Below are 23,679 nucleotides of genomic sequence, written 5' to 3' on the forward strand. Positions count from 1 at the left end.
TCTTCAGTTTTTTAAAATATACCGACCGGAACCCTATGAAACAAACCATGAAAAAAATCGCCAAATGAAAAGAGTAAAGATTATTGGGGTTCCAGAACATTTTAACCTGCCATGGCACCTGGCACTCGAGGACAATGCCTTTAAGGATAGGGGCATCCAACTCGAGTGGACCGATATACCTGAAGGTACCGGAAAAATGACCCAAATGCTTCAACACGGCGAAGCGGACCTTGGCGTAATCCTCACCGAAGGGGTCATTAAAAGTATTTCACAGGGAAATCCCGTAAAAATTGTGCAAGAATATGTATCCTCTCCCCTACTTTGGGGCATTCATGTGGATGCCAACAGTGAACGAAATTCTGTCGCAGCTCTTAAAGATGATAAAGTTGCCATTAGCCGAATGGGAAGTGGAAGTCATTTAATGGCCTATATCCATGCACAGGACAGTGGCTGGGATACGGAAAACCTGGAGTTTGAAATCATCAATAATTTGGATGGAGCAGTAGAAAACCTATCAAATGGTTCCAACGCTTATTTTATGTGGGAACATTTTACCACAAAACCACTTGTGGACAATGGCACCTTTAGGCGTTTGGGCGACTGCCCTACCCCTTGGCCTTGTTTTGTGATTGCTGCCACGGACACATTTATTTCCAAAAACGCCGGTGCCCTGGCTCATATTCTGGATATCATCAACACCTATACTTCAGAATTTAAGCAAATTCCAAGTATAGACAGGACATTGTCCAACAGATACGGGCAAAAACTGGAAGACATAAAAGAATGGCTTTCCAAAACCACTTGGGGACAAAAGCAATTGCCTGAACAAACCGTAAATGAGGTTCAATCCAGACTATTTGATCTAAACTTGATTGACGAAGTAAAATCGCCGAAAACCTTTCTTTGGAAATAAGATCCAGTTGGGGCAAAAGTACCGTCCTACCAATCAATGGGCGTTTTGCCCATTTGGGCCAATAATGTATTTGTTTTGCTGAAATGCTGATTGCCGAACCACAGTCCACGGTTGGCGCTCAATGGCGATGGATGACCGGAGGTCAAAATGTGATGCTTCGTTGTATCGATCAATGATGATTTTTTCTTGGCAAATCCACCCCAGAGCAAAAAAATAACGCCCTCCAATTCATTTGAAACTGTTTGTATCACCGCATCGGTAAATTGCTCCCAACCTTTTTTTTGATGGCTTCCGGCCTGTTGCGCCCTTACCGTAAGCGTAGCGTTCAACAATAGAACCCCTTGATCGGCCCAACGTTGCAGATTACCACTTTCTGGATAAGGTTTGCCCAAATCCATATTGATCTCTTTAAAAATATTCATCAAAGATAGCGGATGTGGAATCCCGTCTTTGACCGAAAAGCACAGCCCATTGGCTTGATCGGGGCCATGATAAGGATCTTGACCGATCACAACAACCTTGGTTTCGTGAAACGGAAAATGATTAAAAGCCGAAAAAATCTCTTGGTCCTTTGGGTAGCAAGTGTATTGCTGATATTCCTGTTTTACAAATCCGGTCAACTCCTTAAAATAAGGTTTATCAAACTCCTTTTGAAGTTGAATTTTCCAACTAGGCCCAATGTTTACGTCCATGTGATAACTTTACTTCTTTTTGGTCAGTTTATAGATCAAATACCCGATTCCAACCACAAAATGTAGCAATATCACCCCAGCTATAATATAAATAACGGTATTGTCGCCCCTCATTTTAACTTAGATCTATGTAAAGGATTAAGCTGCAATCAAAAGTACACAAACCAACTTGTTTTTGCCAAAGGGCGTGTCTTTAAAAACACATCAAAATCATATCTTTGCGATGCTAGAAGAAATAGATGCAACAGATACACCCCAAAACACTTCAAGATTTAGAATTCCCAACTGTATTGACCCAAATAGCCTTGCGCTGCAATACGGAACTGGGAAAAGCAGATGCCTTGAACATGGTTCCATTTAAACAAAAAGAGGAACTTATGCATGTACTGGGGGAAACTTCGGAGTATTTGGCTTCCTTTTCCAACGACAACCGTATTCCTAACCACGGCTTCGACCAAATCAATAGTGAACTTGGTCTTTTAAAGATAGACAACAGCACCTTGGAGATTGCAGGGTTCCGAAAAATTGGCGGCATCTGCAAAACTGTGGCGATCCATCAAAAATTCTTTAAAAAGTTCAAGGAATACTACCCATTGCTTTTTGAAAAAATTGATGCTTTGGAGCTACAGCCGGACATTCCCGGTGCCATCGATGAAGTTATCGACAAATTTGGAGAAATCAAAGATTCCGCCTCCACTGAACTGAGGTACATTCGGACCCAGATCAACGAAGTCCGCGGTAAGATCAATCAGAGTTTTGGGGCTGCCCTCGGACGATATCAGTCCTTGGATTTTCTGGATGAAATCCGTGAGTCCGTAGTGGAAAACCGCCGGGTTTTGGCGGTAAAAGCCATGCACCGAAAAAAAGTGAAAGGTACCGTAATGGGTACGTCCAAAACCGGGAGTATCGTGTACATTGTGCCAGAAGCTACGCTAACCTATACCAGGGAACTTGGTAATTTGGAGTTTGAGGAAAAAGAAGAGGTACAGCGCATACTGAACCAGCTTACGGATACCATCAGGCCCTATCGGGATGTACTAATGGACTATCAAACCTATTTGTCCAATACGGATATCACCGCAGCCAAGGCAAAATATGCCAACGAGATGAACGGCATTTTGCCCGAGGTCAACGAAGAAAGGAAATTGTTCCTTCGTGATGCCTACCATCCACTACTCTTTTTATCCAATAAAAGAAAAAACGAAAAAACCTGGCCGCAGACCATAAAACTGCACCAGGAAAATCGAATTATCGTAATTTCCGGCCCCAATGCAGGTGGAAAAAGTATCACTCTTAAGACAATCGGGTTGCTTCAAGTAATGCTCCAGAGCGGTATGCTGATTCCTGTACACGAGCGCAGTTCAGTTTGCTTTTTTGATAAGATATTAACGGATATCGGAGACAATCAATCCATTGAAAATCATTTGAGTACCTACAGTTATCGACTTAAGAACATGAATCATTTTCTAAGAAAATGCAACGATAAAACCTTGTTCCTGATCGATGAGTTCGGTACAGGTAGCGACCCTGAATTGGGTGGGGCTTTGGCAGAAGCATTCTTGGAAGTATTCTACGAGCGTGAAGCCTATGGCGTTATCACCACTCACTATGCCAATTTAAAGGCTTTGGCCAACGAATTGCCCCATGCAACCAATGCGAATATGTTGTTCAACTCCAAAACCTTGGAACCTACTTTTCAGTTGGTGTTGGGAGAAGCAGGAAGCTCCTTCACTTTCGAGGTGGCGCAAAAGAACGGCATCCCCTACTCCCTGATCAACAAGGCGAAAAAGAAAATTGAACGTGGCAAGGTCCGTTTTGATGCTACTATTGCCAAGCTGCAAAAAGAACGCAGCAAAATGGTGGAAACCGGCTCTAAATTAAAGGAAGAAGAAATTAAGGCCAGGGAGGAATCCGAGCGCTTGGAACAATTAAACTCCAAAATCAAATCCAAGTTGGAGAGCTACCAGGAAATGTACGACCACAACCAGCGCATGATCCAATTGGGAAATAAAGTAAACACAGCTGCCGAAAAATATTTTATTGACAAAAAGAAACGACCATTGATATCGGAAATGCTCCGAATCGTGGAAACCGAGAACAGCAAGCGTAAAAAAACCACAGCCAAAAAGGCCAAGGCCCAACAAGAAGAAAAGAAGCAAGTGGCCCAAGAGCTGGAGCAAAAAATCAAGAAGGTCCGTGTAGAAAAGAAAATAAAAAAGAAAAAGGAAATCCAGGCCGAAAAGAACAAACCCCGCCCCGTGTTCAAAGTAGGCGATCGTGTCCGTTTATTAGATGGCAAGGCAGTGGGCACCATTGACACTTTGGAAAAAGGCAAAGCCGTTGTAAATTACGGTATGTTTACCACTAATGTAAGTGTTGACCAATTGGATTTGGTCGAGGCTAAAAAGAAATAGCCACGCCACAGCTCTTCCAAGGTCAAATTTTACGCATCTGAATAATTTTCAACAACATAATCTCCCCAATCCGCAATAGATTGGATCAAGGGTATTAAAGTTTTGCCAAAATCGGTCAACGAATATTCCACTTTTAACGGCGGTTTTGAAGTGTACACCTTTCTTTTGATCAAACCATCCTCTTCCAAGGCTTTTAATTGTAGGCTCAAGGTCCTCTCGGTTACCGCGGGCATTGTTTTTCGCAACTCACTGTACCTTAAAGTATCATGCATTAAATGATAAAGAATCACTGTTTTCCATTTACCGCCGATCAGCCCCATCGTTAAACTGGCGCAACATGGATATTTGGTCCCTTTATAATTGAGCATCTTTGGTTCATTTTCTTCCATAAGGCTATACTATCATTTATGACCGTTATTGCAAAGATAGAATACTATACTTACGTTTGCAACTATAAATAGTATAGCAACTAATATTTGTATATAGAAATGGAAGCAAAAGTTAATAATCAAATTGATTTAAAAGAAGTACTGAATTGGAGGTATACCACAAAAGAGTTTGATCCAACCAAAAAAATCGCAAAAGAAGACGAAGACAACATTAAAGCATTGCTGCAAATGAGTGCTTCGTCCATCAACTCACAGCCATGGCATTTTATAATTGCCAGCACGGATGAAGGCAAACAAAGACTGGCGAAGGGGACCGAAGGTTTTTTCAGTTTCAACAAACCAAAGGTTTTAGATGCCTCGCATGTGGTTCTGTTCTGCTCCAAAACGGATATACATGATGATTACCTCCAGCATGTAACGGATATCGAGGATGCAGACGGCCGATTTGCAAAGGAAGAGTTCAAAACACAGAATTTTGGGGCAAAACAATTGTTTACCAACATCCACAGGTTTGATCTGAAGGATGCCCAACATTGGATGGAAAAACAAGTGTATCTGAACATTGGCAATTTCCTTCTTGGCGTTGCGGCCCTTGGCATTGATGCTGTCCCAATGGAAGGAATTGATGTAAAGGCCCTGGACGAAGAGTTTGGACTGCGCGAAAAAGGATATACCTCACTTGTGATGGTAGGTTTGGGCTATAGATCAGCAAACGATTTTAATGCCAGCTTACCAAAGTCCCGATTGCCGAAAACGGAAATTTTCACAGAGATATAGAGTACCATGCACACAAGAACAAACACATTTATAGCGATAACATCCTTATTCATTGCGCTTGGGTGTAACCAACACAAAGAATCTGTAAAACCTAAAAACAGTGGGGCTACCGAAAAGACAATTGAACCCACAAACAAGGTAGTGTTGAGCTCTGATATTGTTTGGCAAAAATTGAATCCCGCACGTGGGGACCAAAGTCCACAGGCGGGCACAATATGGGGCAATAGGAATGGAAAGGTCGCCACTGGCTTTCTAGCGAAATTTACGGATGGATTTTCCTCTCCTCCCCACATTCACAATGTAACCTACAGGGCAGTGGTATTAAAAGGCTCCATACACAATGATGACCCCAAAGCGGAACATATGTGGATGACCCCTGGCAGCTTTTGGACACAACCGCAAGGAGAAGCACACATTACATCGGCCAAAGGCGACGAAAACATTGCTTATGTGGAAATTGATCATGGCCCTTATTTGGTAAAGCCCACGGATAAAGCTTTTGACAATGGCGAAAGGCCCATCAATATAGATGCTTCCAATGTGGTTTGGTTGAACTACGAAAAAAGCGAGTGGCTTGCCAAGGACAGCAAAGCGGAAATCAGTTTTCTATGGAAAAGCCATACAGATAATGCGCTCCAAGGCGTATTCGTTAAGCTTCCAAAAAGATTCAACGGTAAGCTCCACAGTACTGGAAATATTTTTCATGCGGTGGTGGTCCAGGGCGGTTTGGATTACACCTTGCCGCAGACAAACGAAATTAAAGCATTGGATATCGGTAGTTACTTTACTTCGTCCGATCGGGCTTTACATTCCATTGCCAACACCTCCGATAAGGAAACAATCCTGTACATACGAACCAATGGTTCCCTTAATATTGATTAGCAATGAAAACAATTTTGGTTACAGGGAGCACGGACGGTATCGGTAAATTGACGGCCATTGCGTTGGCCAAAAATGGAAACCGGATTCTGTTGCATGGGAGAAACCCCAAGAAATTGGAAAAGACGATCACTGAACTAAAGGAAGCAGCCAACCATGAAAATATAATCGGTTTCGTCTCGGATTTATCAGATTTTGAAAGCATACGACACATGGTCGGTGAAATTTCGAAAGAAGTTTCAGCCATCGATGTTTTGATCAACAATGCAGGGATTTATGTCAGTCCCAACAGAGTTAACTCAAACCAATTGGACATGCGGTTTGCCGTAAATTATTTTGCTCCATACCTTTTAACTTATGGACTTATACCACTTCTGGAAAAAAGCAGTGCCCCACGGATCATTAATTTGAGTTCCGCTGCGCAATCCCCGGTATCGTTCAATGCCTTGATGGGAAAAGAATTGCTAACGGAGCAAAAGGCATACGCACAGAGTAAATTGGCACTGACCATGTGGAGTTTTTATTTGGCAAAAACAAAAAAATCCCTGAATGTAATCGCTGTGAACCCAGGCTCGCTTTTAAACACCAAAATGGCACAAGAAGCATTCGGGCAGCATTGGTCGCCAGCAAGCAAGGGTGTAGAAATATTATGTGATTTAGCCTTATCGGATGTTTATAACCAAAGTAGCGGGCAATATTTTGACAACGACAAAGGGTCCTTTGGCAATGCCCATCCCGATGCCTATGATGAAGGAAAAATTACCCAGTTGATTTCTGAAACCAACAAAATATTGGGGATTCGGCCATGAGCATTCCAAAGAAATAAAAACTGCCGGCATAAAATGGTTGAACACCACTTGAGCGACCGACAGTGAATAAATGCATTGATGTAATCCTCTACTTAGTGGTAATTCTTGCTCACCGTCCTCAATGATATTTTAAATTCTATTTAAAAAAGTGTAACATTTTTGATGATCTTGAGTCCTATGGATTCATCATCAAAAAACAATCAGAATGACCATCCGTAAAATGGCAAATACATGCTTTGCCCTTACCTGTATTTTTTCCTTAGCGCTTTTGGGCTCGTGCTCCAACGACAGTGCCGACGATAATTTGGTAAATGACCAGTATCTTCTTATCCCGGACAACCATTTTGAGCAATTACTTATTGATCAGGGAATCGATACCGATGGTACACTTAACGGACAAATGTTACAGGAAGATGCCGAAAAAATTGAGCGACTGGATATAAACCTGAACAGTCACTTTGGGGATATAGAGGACCTAACGGGCGTCGAAGGGTTTGTAAACATTACTTTTTTGTCCGCGATCGGTCAGAACCTGCAGGAAATCGATTTAAGTTCCAACACAAAATTGGACACCTTGTATCTTCAAAACAACAACCTGAAAACCATCGATTTAAGTAAAAATACCCGTTTGATCTTGGTGAATGTATTGCAAAATGAGTTGAATGCCGTTTCTGGATTGGAGCAAGCAACGCGATTAAAATTTTTGAACCTGTCCTACAACTACTTTGAGGGTTTTAGCATTACCAACGAGTCACTGGAACATTTGCTCATCAGCAATAATGTGCTGACCTCTTTTAGTTCTTCCGGAGTGCCCAATCTAAAAAGTATTCTATTGACCACCAATCAACTTGGCTCAGTGGACCTCAGTTCCAATCCGTCTTTAGAAACCTTGGTAATATCGGACAACAGCCTCGAGGGCATCCATCTGGCAGATAACCCGAACTTGCTGTATTTTTATGCCTCTTCCAATATGATGACGCAATTGGACGTAAGTCAAAATCCAGCGCTGATAGATTTACGTGTGGATAGAAATCCGAACTTAAGCTGTATCAAAATAAAAAGCGGACAGGAAATACCTACGGTGACCTTATCCGAATATCAGAAACTGAACGAGGATTGCGAATAATCGTGCGGATAGTAAGAACCATTGTGGGAGAATAGCCTTCAACTACTATACCTCAAAACTAACTGTTCTTAGTTAATAACTTCTTACAAATAAGAGGGTTGATACATTGTTCTTGAAAGAAATTTCGGTGAACTTAGTACTGACAAAACATGTTATGTGTAATTAGTACAACCTAAAAATGAATAAAAAACAGGTAGTATATCTTGATGAATTGCAAAGGTTGAGTAGTGCAACTAAAAATTTAGGATGACAACTTCACGCAATTACACCTAACTTTTATCATTTTGACCTCTTTTTAATTGCCGCATTAAACAGAACTATCAATTTAAATCGAGCATTTATTGAACTTTCCAAGAATAATAATTTCATCGCAGCTGCCCCATTAGTTCGAATAAATCTTGATACATATTTAAGATTATATGCTCCCAGGGTTTCCAATTTAGAGTTTAACGAATTTGCACGCAAAGTAATATTTGAAGAAAAGAAAATTAATAATCTCAAATCTACAGTAAGTGGAGACAATGGAAAGTTAAAAAGTTTAACAGATAACTTTTTAAAGAATTCAATTTCAGAAATTGAGGGTTATGAATGGGTCGCAAAAATTTATGATGCTGGAAGTTCATTTATACATTTAGACAGCAAATTGTTCTTTGCAGCTAGAAAAGTTAATAAGGAGGAAGACAAAACTATAAGTTTAACAATCGGCAACCATGATTCTTTTGTTCCCCAAAGCCAAAAAATTGGTGCTTCATTTTGGATGAATAAAATAACAGAAGGAATTATAGAACAAGCGATGCTATGGATTGTTGAAAAGGCAAATGATTTTGGTTTTGAATTAGAAAAATTAAATAATTTTAATGACTTAATAAATAATGAGGAAGAATAAGTGATACTGAAACATAACACTCCTAAATAAAATCCTTTGCAAACTCCTTCCAAAACCAATTCGCTATTTTAATAAAATTAACTCTATTTCCAGCGATTTCGAAATAATTTGAAAATCCCATAATATGACCAAAACCGATCTTTTCAGAGTTGTTATCAAAATCTTTGGGCTTTATTGTTTGATAAATGCGCTATTTCAATTACTGCCTAGCCTTTCCGTAACATGGGGTTTTGATTCATTCAATTTTGTTTTTAATCTCATCTATATGCTGGTCATGGGGTTTATGGCTTTTCTATTTCTATCTCAAACCGACAAATTGATTAAACTATTTAGACTACAAAAAGGATTTGACTCACCTACCATTGAAATAAGGAATTTGAATACCGACGGACTAATCAAATTCGGTTTGGTAATCATTGGTATTTTTATGATTGTAGAGAACTTGGCTCCTTTTATAATTTTTTGTTATTGGGCTTTCAAAAAACAAGTTTCAGCAAATGGACTTGATGAAATAGAGGGTGTTATTTTTCATCAATATATCGACTATAATTGGTGGATTACGTCAGGACTAAACATTCTTATTGGAATTGTGATCACCACCTACAATAAGCAAATTTCAAAACTGTTCGTGGAAAAAGAAAAAAAAATTAGTAATACAGAATAAGATTCAGGCAACCTTTTAAACAAAATTCACGTCTTTATAATTAGAGACGTGTAAAACAATTAAGGATGCTTGAAAACCCAAAAATCAATATTAAAATTAAACTAGCGGTATTGTGGACCTCTGTTACCTTGTGCTATTTATATGGAGACTACTTTGAGCTATACACACCGGATAAAGTGAATAGCTTAATTTCCGGCGAAAATAATCTGGACAGTCCCATCAAACTACTGACCGCATCAATAATTTTGGCTATTTCGTCACTTATGGTTGTGGTATCGGTGCTTGTCAAACCAAAAATAAACCGAATTCTGAACATCCTATTTGGTACCATGTTTACCCTAATGATGGTGATTATAGGATTGTATTCCACCCATGAATGGTACCTTTTTTATGTGTTTTTAGCTTTTTTGGAAAGCGTGCTCACTGCCCTAATTGTTTGGTATGCTTGGAAATGGCCCAAAGAGACTTCAAAATCTTGAGGAAATTAGAAACGGTCCGACTCAGAAATTAAAGAGGTTGTCAAAACTGGCTATAATCCATAGTCACCTCCTATCCTACACCAATTATGTCAACGTTATGTAATCGTGTTTTGCCCTGGCACTAACACCCTCGAGGTCTTTTCGACATGAAATGGAAAGTATCGATGTAGAAATCTAAATTTCTCATACGTTCTGATGATTGGCCACATTATGACCGGTTTTGATGTCTTTTTCTTTGGATGTAACATTATTGGGGCTATGGAGTCTACAAGTAAAACGAACATCAATGAAATCAATCAAAATCCTATTATTCCTTTTTGCGTTATTAGTTATCAGCTATTGCAAGAAGAGCCCGAACAGTACAGAAGCAGCAAGTTCTATGGTCACCTTTACCGAAGATGGTGGTAAATTTACCACATCGGAAAAAGAACTCATTCGAGAAACAGTACTGGAATCGGAACAAGAAATTCGACCCCTAATACCGACCCTACCGGACAGTATAACCGTATCCCTGGAAATTGTGGATTGGGACCTTGATGTGGTCGGAGGTGTTACCGGACGTACCGAATCCAATTCCCCACCATTAGTGATGATTCAAATCTCTGATAAATATCCAGGGGGCATTACCAATGCCGTGCATGTAGCTCTAAAACACACAATTTACCATGAATTCCACCATTTGTACCGAGGTTGGGCCATTCAGGACAACAAATATGGGCCTGGTATTTCCACAGCTGCCATAAACGAAGGTTTGGCCGTTGTTTTCTCTGAGGAATATACCGGTAAAGCCATGGAAGCGGATACCCCACCAGAAGCAGCCATTGCGGAGCAGTGGGCGGAAGAGATCAGGTCTTTGCCCCTAAATGCGAACTATCAACATTGGATGTTCCAACACCCCGATGGCAGACAGGCCGTTGGTTACAGAACCGGAAACTACCTGATTAGAAAAGCGATGACCAATTCAGGCAAAGACGTTCTTGAACTCAGCGAACTTACTCCCGATGAAATTTATAAACTGTCCGGACTGTAGGTACGTGTTATACGAGCCCCAGCTTAGAAGGAACATGTATTTTTAAAATTTATGCCCTTATAAAGTTATATACTCCTTTACCTTCTGCAACCAGAACATCATCTTGGAAAGCCTTCATTTTGGTGACCATTATCCGATTTCCCATTCTGACCAATTTTCCTTCAAACATTAAATCTTTTCCATCAGCAAACCTCAGATAATCTACTCTCAAGTCTATTGTTGACAGTTTATCTTCTGACGAATTGAAATTGGCAATTCCTATAGCGCCACCAACGGAATCTAAAATTGTAGCAATAATTCCACCGTGCCAATGATTAGTGCGAATATCACCGACTAAATCTTTTCTAAATGGCACTCGTACTTTAATGAAATCCTTTTCTACAATTTCAACTTTTAATCCAAAATGTTTATGAATTGGGATTTCTTCTTCTGCCAATTTTATCAATCTTTCTTTTGTCTTAATATCCATATCACAGATTTATAGCATTTCACCTCTTGCAGGATAGCCTGACTGAACTATATAATCTACCGCTTTTACAAAAGACGGCAAATATGGTCTTCCCCAAGGGTTACTGTTAATGGCTGAATAATAAACTTGATTACTATTGTCAACTAAAAATAATCCTGGTTCACTAAATTCACTTGGTTCACCATCTTTTACACCTGCACTTAAATACAAAGCCCAATCTCTTGCTGATTTTTCAGATAAACCATAGCCCAAAGTAAGATTAGACAATTCCCACTTTTGACGAGAAAGTCTAGCTCTCTTTTCGGTATCCATACTTACAGCTACTACATTAACGCCTCTTTGCTCAAATTCGGGTAGCAATTCTTGTAATTGTTGTAAGTACTTTTTACATAATGGACAATGTAACCCTCGATAAAAAACAACTAAAGTAAAATTGTCTGGATTTTGGTCCGCTAAATGCCATTGACTTCCATCTAATAATGGAAATTGTAAATCTGGTGCTGTATGCTTTGGTGTTGGTCTATTCATAATTAATATTTTAAAAATTGTTTTCTAAATGTTTTTGAAATCTCTCAAAATCCTTATCTATTTCTGGATTTTTCATTACATCATATGCCATAAATGTTGGTAATGGTTCAAAACCAAACCACTTAAAATTTAGATGCATTGGTTTTAGAAGTTCATCTTCGCTTATTCCATTAAAAAATGATTCCTCTGGATTATTAAAAGCTTCTTTTGGTGCATTAGCGGTTACTGACATCATATACTTTCCATTTAACTTTCCACCTAATCCGTAATTCTTCTTCGGTGCTTCTTTGCTTCTACCATCACCATCAGACATTTCGCCCATCATACCCATCGAAAATACTTCATCAATGTATTTTTTAAACGACCAACTTACACCCATCCAGTTTAAAGGAGTTTGAAAAAAGACCACATCTGCCCACTTGAATTTTTCTATTTCCTCAGTAACATCATAATCATCGTCCATAGTAGTTTTCTTAATGATGTAACCATTACTTTTAAAGTAGCTTTCTGCTTTTTCAGTTAAACTTGCGTTTAATTTTCCTTCAGAAAATGGGTATTTCTGATGACCGTTGATGATAAAAATATTTTTCATTTTAAAATTTTGATTACATTTGTTTCACAAAGAAACTAATATTAGTTCAATAAAGAAACTATTATGCTTTCATCTGAACAAATAGTGGTAACCAAAAAGTAACTAATGGCAAGAAAATATATAGACAACCCGAATGCTTGTTCCCTTGTGCATACGATGAACATAATTGGCAATAAATGGAAACCGATTATTTTATATTTATTATCAAATGGTTCTATGCGATTTGGGATGCTGAATACTTTAATACCTACAATCTCAAAAAAGGTGCTTACCAATCAACTTAAAGAATTAGAAAACGATGGTTTGCTTTTAAGACAGTCCTTTGCAGAAATTCCACCAAGAGTTGAATATTCATTAACAGAAAAAGCAGTTGGACTTTTGCCCGTTTTAAGAATGTTAAGTGATTGGGCAAATGAAGCTTATCCCGAAATGTATTTTGAACAATGTAGAATTGCTGAAAGCGCTAGAACTCCAACTATTGAAACTATTAACAAGCAATATGAGCCTTAGTGAACAAACAGAAGATATTGCTTTACCAGCTCGTACTTTGACACCAATACGTCCTATCTTTGCACAGCAATCCTTATTTCGAAATAAGGAGTCTTGCAAAAATATGGTAATTGGAGTTTGCACACTTATTCCAGGGTATTCAAAAACCACAAGAAGGCGGTCTATACAATAAAATAATGCTAGCTATACATCAATAGCATGGAAAACGGTAAAAAAATAATTTTGTTCGATGGGGTCTGTAACCTCTGCAACAACTCTGTCCAATTTGTAATAAAACGGGATAAAAACGATGTATTCCGCTATGCGGCACTCCAGAGTGATGTGGGCCAGCAGTTATTGAAACAGCGTCATATAGACACCATTGCCGTGGACTCCATTATCCTCATCGAGCCGGGAGTAGCCTATTATACCAAGTCCGACGCTGCCCTGGAAATTGCACAGGATTTGGGCGGATTATGGAAATTATCCGCCATATTCTCCTGGATACCTGCAACCATAAGAAACCGCATTTACGATTTTGTGGCAAAAAACCGCTATAAATGGTTTGGTAAACAGGAGTCCTGCATGATTCCGACCCCTGAGTTAAGAGCGAAGTTCTTAGATTGATTTATTTCACCTCATCGTAATGATCGTCCCACTCTTGCACGTGCGGTTCTCCCAATTTACCTACTGATTTGGCCACTACCATGGAAACTGTTGCATCACCAGTGACATTTACAATGGTCCTACACATGTCCAAAGGCCTATCTACTGCAAAAATCAGTGCAAGTCCAATGGCCAATTTATCGGAAGGAAAACCAATGGATTCCAATACAATAACCAACATAACCATTCCCGCTCCGGGTACCGCCGCCGATCCAATGGATGCCAATAAGGCAGTCAAAACAATGGTCAACTGATTTCCAAAAGTAAGGTCGAATCCGAGTGCCTGTGATATAAATACTGCTGCGACCCCTTGGTACAGGCTGGTACCATCCATATTAATGGTTGCTCCCACGGGCAATACAAAACTGGACACTTCTTTATCTACACCAATGTGTTCCTCTACCCTTTCCATTGTAACTGGCAAAGTGGCCGCACTGGAACTTGTCGAGAACGCCAATAATTGGGCAGGACTGATCTCTTTTAAGAACCAGAATGGGTTTTTCTTGGTAACTACACCTACTATTGTTGCATAAAAAACAATCATTAGGGCAAGACCCAAAACGACTACGCCGGCATATTTAAGCAACGCCAGTAATAAATCGGGGTCACTGGAAGATACCACTACTCCCGCCAAAAGGGCAAACACGGCATAGGGTGCCGTAAGCATGATCAGGTCTACCATTTTTAGTACCACATCGTTCAGGGCATCAAAAAAATCCTTTAAGGGCTTTGCCTTTTTCTCGCCTATCAATAACATGGAAATTCCCAAGAAAATGGTAAAAAATATTACTTGCAACATCAAAGCATTGTCCGTCATGGCCGCCATGGCATTATCGGGGACCATATCTACAATAAATTGCAATGGCCCACTATCTTTCTGTCGGGATGCTTCCTCTATTTTGGATGTAACACCTGCATCTCCCGCATAAGTGTCAGTTAACTTTGTTACCGTATCCTCGGAAATGCCACTGCCCGGATTCATCACGTTTACCAACAATAACCCAATGGTAATCGCAACTACAGTTGTAAGGATGTAAATCCCTATGGTTCTTAGCCCTATATTTCTGAATTTTGATATATCCTTTAGGTCGGAGATACCTTTTACCAAGGATGCCAAGATCAATGGTATGGCGATTAGTTTAAGAAGTTTTACAAAAATGGTCCCCAATGGTTGGATCCAATCAGATACAAATTCCTTGCCCCAGCTAATTTGGGTCATTGCAAATCCGAAAAGAATACCTAAAAGCATTCCGATAAGAATCTGCCAGTGCAATTCCAATTTCTTCATAAAGTATATTTATTGAGGGTAATATACTTTATTGTATGGAAACCTCCTAATGGGTCAATCAGATTTTGTTGGTACGGGCCAACAGGGAATAATCGGCCAATACCATTGCCGCCATGGCCTCCACAATGGGCACAGCTCTTGGAACCACGCATGGATCGTGCCTTCCCTTGCCTTGGGTGGCAACTTTTTCTCCGTCCTTGTTAATGGTTTCGTAGGATTGTAAAACTGTTGCGACGGGTTTAAAAGCTACATTAAAATAAATATCCATTCCATTGCTAATACCTCCTTGCACTCCTCCGCTCCGATTGGTTTTGGTGGTACCATCGGCATTATACGCATCGTTGTGCTCACTCCCTTTCATGGCAACCCCGGCAAATCCGCTTCCGTATTCAAATCCCTTTACCGCGTTAATGGACAGCATGGCCTCGCCCAATTTGGCGTGGAGTTTATCAAAAACCGGTTCGCCAAGACCAACCGGTACATTTTGGATTACACAAGTGATCACACCCCCTATGGTGTCGCCCTCCTTTTTAATGGATTTGATATAATCTTCCATTTTTTGGGCCATTTCCGTATCGGGACAACGAACTGCATTGGATTCAATTTTGGAAAAGTCCAATTCTTGATAAGGTTTATCCAGCTTCATGCCCCCCACTTGCGACACGAAAGCATTTATTTGGACACCATGTAAAAATTGTTTGGCAATAGCACCGGCCACTACCCTACTTGCAGTCTCCCGGGCAGAACTCCTACCTCCGCCACGATAATCTCGGAAACCATATTTTCTATCGTACACATAATCTGCATGCGATGGTCTGTACGAATCCTTGATATGGGAGTAATCCTTTGATTTCTGATTGGTATTGTGAATAGCAAAGCCAATGGGAGTCCCTGTGGTCTTTCCTTCAAAAATACCTGAGTATATCTCTACCGTATCGGGTTCTTTTCGCTGGGTAACTATGGACGATTGCCCTGGTTTTCTTCGGTTCAAATCCAATTGGATTCGCTCCAAGTCCAATTCTATTCCTGCAGGGCAGCCATCAATAATGCCGCCCAATGCTTTTCCGTGGGATTCGCCAAAAGTGGTAACCCTAAAAAGTTGTCCAAAAGAATTTCCTGCCATTCGGTATAAAATATGATGCCATCAAAGGTAGAGCTTACAAAGTTAATTCAAAAACAAGCCTTTGGCTTAATGTTATTATAACATATTTCATTCTTAGGTGATATTTTTTTAACGATATGCTCATAAATTATTGACCTCGTGTTGATTTCTATGTTATTCCCACTCCTTTATTTTGTAATAAACCTTATCAGATTGAAAAAAAGGAAGATAGATTTAGCAGTCATCTCGGATGTTCACCTAGGAACATATGGCTGCCATGCAGATGAGCTTATTACCTACCTGAACAGTATACAGCCCAAAAAACTGATTCTGAACGGGGATATTATCGATATTTGGCAGTTCAGTAAAAGGTATTTCCCCCCATCACATTTAAAGGTACTGAGAAAGATCATAGGCATGGCCTCCAAAGGCACAGAGGTGTTCTATATCACTGGAAATCATGATGAAATGCTGCGTAAGTTCAGTGATACTTCAATGGGGAATTTTAAGATAATGAACAAATTGGTATTGAACTTGGACGGCAAAAAGGCATGGATTTTTCATGGCGATGTATTTGATGTTTCCATCCAAAATGCCAAATGGTTGGCCAAACTGGGCGGTTATGGCTACGATCTTCTTATTTTGATCAATAGCTTCCTCAACTGGTGCCTGGCCAAAATGGGGCGCGAAAAATATTCATTGTCCAAACGTATTAAAAATAGCGTAAAGGGCGCCGTAAAATATATCAACAATTTTGAAAAGACAGCTGCAGAGCTTGCCATTGAAAATGATTACGACTACGTGATCTGCGGCCATATCCATCAACCAAAAAAAGAAATATACCAGAACAAATATGGCAGCTGCACCTATCTAAATTCGGGTGATTGGGTTGAGAACCTCACTGCTTTGGAGTATTCCTTTAAGCGATGGAGAGTCTACCATTACAACCACGATAGACTTTCTCCTTTCTTTGTGGACGAAGACCTAAAGGAAATGAACATGAACGAACTGATCGCCTCCATTACCGATAAAGAGGTCGATATCGAAGATATTACCCAAGAGCACATCAGCGAAATTGAAGAAGAAAGTGTCGATCGAGATTTTTTAGATGACAAGGGCCTGTCTCAAGATTGAAACCGGGTGCTGTGCCTCCCTTTTTGTCCCATCCATAATCTGATGCCTACAACTTGTGCCGTTCGCTGCGATCAAGGTCTCTTCCGAGCTCTTTGCTACCGCAGGGAACAATTTTAGACTGCCCACCTTCATGCTGGTCTCGTAATGTTCTTTTTCGTACCCAAAGGAACCTGCCATACCACAACATCCAGATGCTATTATCGTTACTTTGTAATTCTTGGGCAGGTTCAGCATATCAAAAGTTACTTTTTGGTTGCTCAATGCTTTTTGATGACAATGTCCATGTATTTTGATGGTCTTCTCCTCATCGGTAAAACTTTCGGATGTAATATGCCCTTCTGCAATTTCGGCTGCTAAGAATTCTTCAATCAAAAATGATTGGGAAGCCAACTTCCGTAATTGCTCCTTATCATCGTACAATCGCTGGTACTCATCCCTGAACGATAGAATGGCCGATGGTTCCAACCCAACAATGGGTAGACCTCGGTTCAAAATATCCTTTAAACGCTCCATATTCTGGGCAACCAGTTTTTTCGCCTGTTTTAAATACCCTTTAGATAAATATGTCCTGCCACTTTCACCATAAAACAGTTCAACGTCGTAACCTAATTTGCACAACAGTTCAATCGCATCCTTACCTACTTGGATATCCAAATATTTAACAAACTCATCTACATAAAGGATGACTTGTTTTTTGGAAAGGTCCGTGCGTTTTACCCGATGTTTTTTTAAATGCTTGGTAAAATTAAAACGACCTACTTCTGGCAAGCTTCGCTCTTGGGCTACCCCCGATGCTTTTTTGAGCAATGCACCCACCGATTTGGATTTGTACATCCAATTGGTAATGCCGGGCATTTTACTGCCCAATGCGTTCAATCGAGTGTTATGGGCGAACAACTTGCTCCGTAAAGAATATCCATTGGCTTCTTGATAATTGTACAGGAACTCGGCCTTAAGCGCGGCCACATCCACGTTACTGGGACATTCACTGGCACAAGCCTTACAACTCAAGCATAGATCGAATGCGGTTTTAAGCTCTTTATGATCAAAACGATTGGTTTTTTGGGAATTGGTCAAAAATTCTCGCAAGGCATTGGCTCTTCCACGGGTTGTATGCCTTTCGTTTTTTGTTGCTTGGTAACTTGGGCACATGGCTCCGCTCATATGATGACTCTTTCTGCAGTCGCCACTACCATTACATTTCTCCGCCGCTTTTAATATGCCCTCACTGTCCGAAAAGTCCATGAGCGTTTTTACCTCGGGCTCTTCACGGTCCACCTCGTACCGCAAAGATTCGTCCATGGCGTAGGCATCCACAATTTTACCGGGGTTTAAAATACCGTTGGGATCAAATAAGCTCTTTACTCTTTTTAATAATTGATAATTGGCCTCCCCGATCATTAAGGGAATAAACTCCGCACGTACAATCCCATCGCCGTGCTCCCCACTAAAACTACCTTGATATTTTTTGGTGAGTTTTGCCACATCGGTGGTTATGCTACGGAAAAGGACCACATCTTCGGATTTTTTCAAATTCAGAATTGGTCGCAAATGCAGTTCGCCCGCACCCGCATGGGCGTAATAAACCGCACTTTGATCATAGCCTTTCATGATCTTGGTAAACTCTCCTATAAAATCCTTTAGATCCTCCAATGCCACGGCGGTATCCTCAATACAGGCAACAGCTTTTTTGTCGCCCACCATATTTCCCAAAAGTCCCAGACCAGCTTTGCGCAGTTCTATGGCCTTATTGATGTCGTCCCCATAAAGAACAGGGCTGGCATAGCTCAACCCGGACTTTACGATGGTTTTCAAGAGTAATTCCAGCTGTTTTTCGAGATCCTCCTCCGTTTCGGCCTTTACTTCCAACATTAAAATGGCTACAGGATCGCCATCCACAAAAAAACGGTTGGCCGATTGCGCCCTATTGTTTTTGGTACAGTCTAGAATCACTTTGTCCATCATTTCGCATAAATGGAGCTTGTGTTCCATTACTGGGGCCACATCCGCCAAACAATCTTCCAAGGTTTTATAATGCGTGGCCACCATAGCAGAAAACTGGGGAGGTAAGTCATCCAGTTGAAGTGTAACCTCGGTAGTAAAAGCCAAAGTTCCCTCGCTACCCGAAAGTAATTTACATAAATTGAATTCATCCGAGTCTTCGCCAAAAATGTTGTTCTTGAGCAATTCGTCCACCGCATACCCTGTATTTCTTCGATGTATACTGGGTTTCGGAAATTCTGCCTTTATGTTGCCCTGAATATCGGGATTGGAAAGCTCTTCATATAATTTGTGATAGATTCTTCCCTCAAGGGAATCAGTCTGTTTCTTTGCATCGAATTCCTTTTTGGTGAGACTCGAAAAGTATGCCTCACTGCCATCGGACAAAATACATTGCATGGCCACCACTTTATCCCTTGTTACCCCATATTGTATCGATGTAGTCCCCGAGGAATTGTTCCCGACCATTCCCCCGATCATACAACGGTTGGAGGTTGAGGTATTTGGCCCAAAAAACAGGCCGAACGGTTTCAAATACTGATTGAGCTCATCCCGAACCACACCAGGTTGTACGGTAACCTGCCTTTTCTCCTTGTTCAAACTAACTATCTTGGTAAGGTATCGGCTCACATCCACTACAATGCCAGGACCCACGCACTGTCCGGCCAGAGACGTTCCTGCCGTTCGTGGTATGAGACCAACTTTGTTGGTATTGGCAAAATCAACCAGTACTTTTATATCTTCCGCGTTTTTAGGATAGGCCACCGCCAACGGCAAAATGCGATAAACGGAGCCGTCGGTGGCATATAGGGCTTTACTTAAATCATCGAACAAGAGCTCGCCTTTCAAGTTTTGGGAAAGGTCTTTTAACAAATATTTATCCAATTTGGAATACTTTTTGGGAACTAAAAATGTTTTTCAATCGTAAATCTAGTACAAAACTATCTCTAATTTTTAACTTAACGAGAACCTCATGAAGATTACCACATTATTTTCTGTATTTATTTTGTTTGTTACAGCAAACCTTAGCGCTCAAAATATATCCGAACATGCACTTGGCCTAAGATTGGGCGATAGTGATGGTTTTGGTGCCGAAATATCCTATCAAAAATCCATCGGGCGTTACAACAGGGCCGAATTTGACCTAGGTTGGAGGGACAGTAGGGATTTTGACGCCTTTAAACTTACAGGCGTTTACCAATGGGTGCATCAACTGGATGGAAACTTTAACTGGTACTATGGTGTAGGTGGAGGACTGGGAAGCGTTGATTTTGATTATCCCGGATTTGACGAGGACAACGACGGCCTTTTTGTTTTTGCAGCAGGTGATATCGGGATTGAATACGACTTTGATATCCCCTTGTTGCTATCCTTGGATTTTAGACCGGAAATAGGCCTTATAGGGTACGATGGCTTTGATAACGATTTTGATTTTGATATTGCGCTTGGAATCCGCTATCAGTTCTAATTAAGAAAATTTTACCAAAAACCCTTGACCCATCCAATAGCCAAGGGTTTTTTTTTGCCATAAGTATTGAATACCTTAGCGGACTTAAACAATTAAACATGAAAAAATTATTTGTTCTATCCTTAGTGGCCGTATTTATAGCTTCCTGTAAATCAGACCCAAAAGGATATACATTGAGTGGTACCATAACCGGGGAAACCGAAAACGGCACCCAAATATTTTTAAAGACCACGGATTCCCTAAATCAATTGGTGGACATTGACACCGTAAAAGTGGAGAATGGACTTTTTAGTTTTACCGGAAATCAAGTGGAGCCAAAAATGCACTATATTTTTGTTGACCAACTTCGCGGCAATGTCCCCGTGATCGTAGAGAACGGATCTATTGAGGTAAAGTTCCAAAAGGACAGTATTGATCAAGCTCAGATCAAGGGCACAGAACAAAACGACATGTTCATGGACTTTCTAACGGAAACCCGCAAACTTTCGCAGCGAGCAAGATCCATGCAGGACGATATGCGCGTAGCTGCACAACAGAGGGATACTGCAACGGTAACCGCTTTGCGCGAGGAATTCATCGAATTCCAAGAGGACGCTAGAAATTTCAACACCACCTACGCCAAAGAGCATCCCAATGCCTACGTATCCGTATTGATCATTGGAAACTTATTGGCCACCAAAACATTGCCCGTTGAGGAAATCCGTTCCATGTTCGAAGCGCTCTCCCCAGAAATGAAGGCGACCGAGCCCGGAAAACAGATTGCAGAACAGTTGGAAAACTTAAAGTCCACTCAAATAGGCTCGATAGCTCCAGATTTTTCTGCCCCAACGCCTTCCGGCGATGTATTGGCCCTCAGCGATGTAACAAGCAATGCCAAACTTACCTTGGTCGATTTTTGGGCAGCATGGTGCAGACCTTGTAGGGCAGAAAATCCAAATATTGTGGCGGTGTACAAAAAATACCGCGAAAAGGGTTTCGATGTTCTGGGGGTATCCTTGGACAACAATGCGGACCATTGGAACCAAGCCATCCAATCCGACGGATTGGAATGGAACCATATTTCCAACCTACAACGTTTCCAAGATCCTATTGCCCGATTGTACAATATCAACGCAATCCCTGCAGCATTTTTATTGGATGATAAAGGGGTTATAGTGGCAAGAGACCTTAGAGGTCCAGCGCTGGAAGAAAAAGTATCGGAACTGCTCAATTAATAATTGAGTCGACAAAGCGCAAAAAAATAAAAGCCTGGATTGTTCCAGGCTTTTTTTTTATTGAATTATATTTTGCCCAATTTCTCCAGAACAAAAAGAATAACTATAGGAATGGCCAAAAGAACAACAATCAATGTATCCGTAACAAAAAGTTCGGGCCTAAAAAGCAAAGTGGTCGCATACCCTCCCACGGCACCACCAAAGTGCGCGGTATGCCCTATGTTGCCGTGCCTGCTCTTCATCCCATAAATGGAGTACAATAGATAAGCTATGCCCAGTACGTAGGCTGGCAATGGTATCGGGATAAACATTATTCCCAATTGCATATCCGGATTAAGAAGAATGGCAGCATACAAAACACCCATTACCGCTCCACTGGCACCAACGGCACTATAAAACGGTTCGTTTTTATGGAAAAACAGCGCCAAAAGACTCCCGGCGAACAAACTCACAAAATAAATGATCAAAAACTTTCCCGATCCCAACCAACTTATAACCACCGGGGCAAAAAAATACAAGGTGAACATATTCAGGAACAAATGAGATACATCCACATGTAAAAATCCAGATGAGACCATTCTTTCCTTTTGTCCAGCCTGAATTGCACTGATACTGAACTTATACCGATCAAAGAAAGCCATACTATTGAATCCTCGGATGGATACCAAAACATTGGCTGCCATTATAACAATGGTCGCAATATGTAAATTGAGCATGTAAACAAAGGTTTGGGTTCAAATATAGCTATATTTGCAGACAAGAATAGTCTATGCAGCTGGTAGTTTATATCCTTGTTTATCCTTTGCTCTGGTTGATTTCCAGACTTCCCTTTAAAATTATATATTTTATTTCCGATGGCATATATGTGCTGCTCTATAAAGTAATCGGCTATCGTAAAAAAGTAGTCCGCGGCAACTTAAAATTAGTGTTTCCAGATAAATCGGACGCTGAACGGATCTTGATAGAGAAAAAGTTCTACCAGCATATGTGCGATATGTTCTTGGAAATGATCAAGACCATGGGCATTTCCAACAAACAACTTCAACAACGGTTTACTTTTTCCAATTTGGAAGTATTGCATCAGCTCGAAGCAAAGAACAAAAGCATAATACTCATGTTCCCACATTATGCCAGTTGGGAATGGGTAATTGCGCTAGATGCCCACATTGCCTCAAAAGGATATGCCATCTATCAAAAAATAGGCAATAGGTATTTTGATAAATTGGTCAGGGACATCCGGGAGAAATTCGGCACTACATTGATCACCACCAAGGATACCCGGGATATTGTGGCCCAAAATAAAAAGGAAGGTAATTTAAGCATGTACGGTATTTTGAGCGATCAATCCCCAATGATAAAAAAGGCTTTGTTGTGGACCCCTTTTATGGGTATTACCGTTCCGGCGCATACAGGTGCGGAGATGCTGTGCAAAAAATTGGACCTACCGGCCGTATATTTAAAAGTGAGCAAGGAAAAACGTGGTCACTACAGCGGTACCTTTTCTTTAATTACCGAAAATCCAAAAGAAATGGAAGAGTTTGCGCTTACCAAAGCATTCTTGGCCCTTGTTGAAGAATCCATAAACGAAGCGCCCGAATATTACTTTTGGACCCACAAACGCTGGAAACACAAGGACAAGATGCCCCAAAAGTTCCAATAGGGATGCAATT

25 protein-coding genes are annotated in these 23,679 nt (G+C 40.7%); 16 read left to right on the forward strand and 9 right to left on the reverse strand.

All coding sequences use genetic code 11. The annotated features are described in order from the left end of the window. Window positions 1-64: 64 nt before the first annotated feature. A complete protein-coding gene (locus tag MJO53_RS15685) occupies window positions 65-913 on the forward strand; it encodes a substrate-binding domain-containing protein (RefSeq protein WP_252079802.1) in 849 nt (282 codons plus the stop codon). Between the two features lie 26 nt (window positions 914-939). Here MJO53_RS15685 and MJO53_RS15690 read toward each other — a convergent pair whose 3' ends face one another. After that, window positions 940-1,605: a uracil-DNA glycosylase gene (locus MJO53_RS15690; protein ID WP_252079803.1), complete on the reverse strand. Its 666-nt coding sequence runs from the start codon at window positions 1,603-1,605 to the stop codon at window positions 940-942. A gap of 239 nt (window positions 1,606-1,844) precedes the next feature. Here MJO53_RS15690 and MJO53_RS15695 point away from each other — a divergent pair, with 239 nt between their 5' ends. Then, window positions 1,845-4,019: an endonuclease MutS2 gene (locus MJO53_RS15695; protein ID WP_252079804.1), complete on the forward strand. Its 2,175-nt coding sequence runs from the start codon at window positions 1,845-1,847 to the stop codon at window positions 4,017-4,019. 29 nt (window positions 4,020-4,048) lie between these two features. Here MJO53_RS15695 and MJO53_RS15700 read toward each other — a convergent pair whose 3' ends face one another. Further along, a complete protein-coding gene (locus tag MJO53_RS15700) occupies window positions 4,049-4,408 on the reverse strand; it encodes a winged helix-turn-helix transcriptional regulator (protein ID WP_252079805.1) in 360 nt (119 codons plus the stop codon). Between the two features lie 99 nt (window positions 4,409-4,507). Here MJO53_RS15700 and nfsB point away from each other — a divergent pair, with 99 nt between their 5' ends. The 8 genes from nfsB (at window position 4,508) to MJO53_RS15740 (ending at window position 11,058) form a co-directional block, all read left to right on the forward strand. Beyond that, window positions 4,508-5,185 (forward strand): oxygen-insensitive NAD(P)H nitroreductase, encoded by a 678-nt coding sequence (gene nfsB, locus MJO53_RS15705; RefSeq protein WP_252079806.1) that lies wholly within the window; start codon window positions 4,508-4,510, stop codon window positions 5,183-5,185. A 6-nt stretch (window positions 5,186-5,191) separates the two neighbouring features. After that, window positions 5,192-6,067 (forward strand): DUF4437 domain-containing protein, encoded by an 876-nt coding sequence (locus tag MJO53_RS15710; protein WP_252079807.1) that lies wholly within the window; start codon window positions 5,192-5,194, stop codon window positions 6,065-6,067. A 2-nt stretch (window positions 6,068-6,069) separates the two neighbouring features. Continuing rightward, window positions 6,070-6,873: an SDR family NAD(P)-dependent oxidoreductase gene (locus MJO53_RS15715; protein WP_252079808.1), complete on the forward strand. Its 804-nt coding sequence runs from the start codon at window positions 6,070-6,072 to the stop codon at window positions 6,871-6,873. A 205-nt stretch (window positions 6,874-7,078) separates the two neighbouring features. Continuing rightward, window positions 7,079-7,999 (forward strand): hypothetical protein, encoded by a 921-nt coding sequence (locus MJO53_RS15720; protein WP_252079809.1) that lies wholly within the window; start codon window positions 7,079-7,081, stop codon window positions 7,997-7,999. Window positions 8,000-8,642: 643 nt separating this feature from the next. Continuing rightward, window positions 8,643-8,885, forward strand: coding sequence for a hypothetical protein (locus tag MJO53_RS15725; RefSeq protein WP_252079810.1), 243 nt, complete (start codon window positions 8,643-8,645; stop codon window positions 8,883-8,885). Between the two features lie 124 nt (window positions 8,886-9,009). Further along, window positions 9,010-9,549 (forward strand): hypothetical protein, encoded by a 540-nt coding sequence (locus MJO53_RS15730; protein WP_252079811.1) that lies wholly within the window; start codon window positions 9,010-9,012, stop codon window positions 9,547-9,549. A gap of 65 nt (window positions 9,550-9,614) precedes the next feature. Continuing rightward, window positions 9,615-10,028 carry a DUF6326 family protein gene (locus MJO53_RS15735; RefSeq protein WP_252079812.1) on the forward strand — a complete coding sequence of 138 codons (414 nt, stop codon included), beginning with the start codon at window positions 9,615-9,617 and terminating at the stop codon, window positions 10,026-10,028. A gap of 286 nt (window positions 10,029-10,314) precedes the next feature. Beyond that, the gene (locus MJO53_RS15740; RefSeq protein ID WP_252079813.1) at window positions 10,315-11,058 is read left to right on the forward strand and encodes a DUF2268 domain-containing putative Zn-dependent protease; all 744 of its coding nucleotides are present in this window, start codon (window positions 10,315-10,317) and stop codon (window positions 11,056-11,058) included. Window positions 11,059-11,107: 49 nt separating this feature from the next. Here MJO53_RS15740 and MJO53_RS15745 read toward each other — a convergent pair whose 3' ends face one another. From MJO53_RS15745 to MJO53_RS15755, 3 genes are read right to left on the reverse strand one after another with little or no spacing between them, the layout of a single operon-like run. Beyond that, window positions 11,108-11,527, reverse strand: coding sequence for a hotdog fold thioesterase (locus tag MJO53_RS15745; protein ID WP_224836848.1), 420 nt, complete (start codon window positions 11,525-11,527; stop codon window positions 11,108-11,110). A 9-nt stretch (window positions 11,528-11,536) separates the two neighbouring features. Next, the gene (locus MJO53_RS15750; protein ID WP_252079814.1) at window positions 11,537-12,055 is read right to left on the reverse strand and encodes a peroxiredoxin-like family protein; all 519 of its coding nucleotides are present in this window, start codon (window positions 12,053-12,055) and stop codon (window positions 11,537-11,539) included. Between the two features lie 10 nt (window positions 12,056-12,065). Then, the gene (locus MJO53_RS15755) at window positions 12,066-12,647 is read right to left on the reverse strand and encodes an NAD(P)H-dependent oxidoreductase (protein WP_252079815.1); all 582 of its coding nucleotides are present in this window, start codon (window positions 12,645-12,647) and stop codon (window positions 12,066-12,068) included. A 105-nt stretch (window positions 12,648-12,752) separates the two neighbouring features. Between MJO53_RS15755 and MJO53_RS15760 the strand changes: the two genes are divergently transcribed. Further along, on the forward strand, window positions 12,753-13,157 hold the full coding sequence (locus MJO53_RS15760) for a winged helix-turn-helix transcriptional regulator (protein ID WP_252079816.1): 405 nt from the start codon (window positions 12,753-12,755) through the stop codon (window positions 13,155-13,157). A gap of 198 nt (window positions 13,158-13,355) precedes the next feature. Further along, window positions 13,356-13,763 carry a thiol-disulfide oxidoreductase DCC family protein gene (locus tag MJO53_RS15765; RefSeq protein ID WP_224836844.1) on the forward strand — a complete coding sequence of 136 codons (408 nt, stop codon included), beginning with the start codon at window positions 13,356-13,358 and terminating at the stop codon, window positions 13,761-13,763. Between the two features lies 1 nt (window position 13,764). Here MJO53_RS15765 and MJO53_RS15770 read toward each other — a convergent pair whose 3' ends face one another. Continuing rightward, window positions 13,765-15,090: a dicarboxylate/amino acid:cation symporter gene (locus MJO53_RS15770; protein ID WP_224836843.1), complete on the reverse strand. Its 1,326-nt coding sequence runs from the start codon at window positions 15,088-15,090 to the stop codon at window positions 13,765-13,767. A gap of 58 nt (window positions 15,091-15,148) precedes the next feature. Next, window positions 15,149-16,213: a chorismate synthase gene (gene aroC, locus MJO53_RS15775; protein WP_252079817.1), complete on the reverse strand. Its 1,065-nt coding sequence runs from the start codon at window positions 16,211-16,213 to the stop codon at window positions 15,149-15,151. 192 nt (window positions 16,214-16,405) lie between these two features. Here aroC and MJO53_RS15780 point away from each other — a divergent pair, with 192 nt between their 5' ends. After that, a complete protein-coding gene (locus MJO53_RS15780; protein WP_224836841.1) occupies window positions 16,406-17,326 on the forward strand; it encodes a UDP-2,3-diacylglucosamine diphosphatase in 921 nt (306 codons plus the stop codon). On the opposite strand, the gene MJO53_RS15785 is transcribed toward MJO53_RS15780, so the two are convergent. Further along, window positions 17,297-20,212 (reverse strand): FAD-binding and (Fe-S)-binding domain-containing protein, encoded by a 2,916-nt coding sequence (locus MJO53_RS15785; protein WP_252079818.1) that lies wholly within the window; start codon window positions 20,210-20,212, stop codon window positions 17,297-17,299. The two genes, MJO53_RS15780 and MJO53_RS15785, sit on opposite strands and share 30 nt — an antisense overlap. A gap of 88 nt (window positions 20,213-20,300) precedes the next feature. Here MJO53_RS15785 and MJO53_RS15790 point away from each other — a divergent pair, with 88 nt between their 5' ends. Together MJO53_RS15790 and MJO53_RS15795 are read left to right on the forward strand one after the other, a co-directional pair. After that, window positions 20,301-20,795 (forward strand): hypothetical protein, encoded by a 495-nt coding sequence (locus tag MJO53_RS15790; RefSeq protein ID WP_224836839.1) that lies wholly within the window; start codon window positions 20,301-20,303, stop codon window positions 20,793-20,795. 98 nt (window positions 20,796-20,893) lie between these two features. Beyond that, window positions 20,894-22,009 (forward strand): TlpA disulfide reductase family protein, encoded by a 1,116-nt coding sequence (locus MJO53_RS15795; protein ID WP_252079819.1) that lies wholly within the window; start codon window positions 20,894-20,896, stop codon window positions 22,007-22,009. Window positions 22,010-22,074: 65 nt separating this feature from the next. On the opposite strand, the gene MJO53_RS15800 is transcribed toward MJO53_RS15795, so the two are convergent. Beyond that, window positions 22,075-22,725 carry a rhomboid family intramembrane serine protease gene (locus tag MJO53_RS15800; protein ID WP_252079820.1) on the reverse strand — a complete coding sequence of 217 codons (651 nt, stop codon included), beginning with the start codon at window positions 22,723-22,725 and terminating at the stop codon, window positions 22,075-22,077. Between the two features lie 53 nt (window positions 22,726-22,778). Between MJO53_RS15800 and MJO53_RS15805 the strand changes: the two genes are divergently transcribed. Then, entirely contained in the window at window positions 22,779-23,669 is an 891-nt protein-coding gene (locus MJO53_RS15805; RefSeq protein ID WP_252079821.1) for a lysophospholipid acyltransferase family protein, read from the forward strand. Window positions 23,670-23,679 lie beyond the last annotated feature (10 nt).

The sequence above is a fragment of the Flagellimonas marinaquae genome (assembly GCF_023716465.1).
Lineage (GTDB): Bacteria > Bacteroidota > Bacteroidia > Flavobacteriales > Flavobacteriaceae > Flagellimonas > Flagellimonas alginolytica.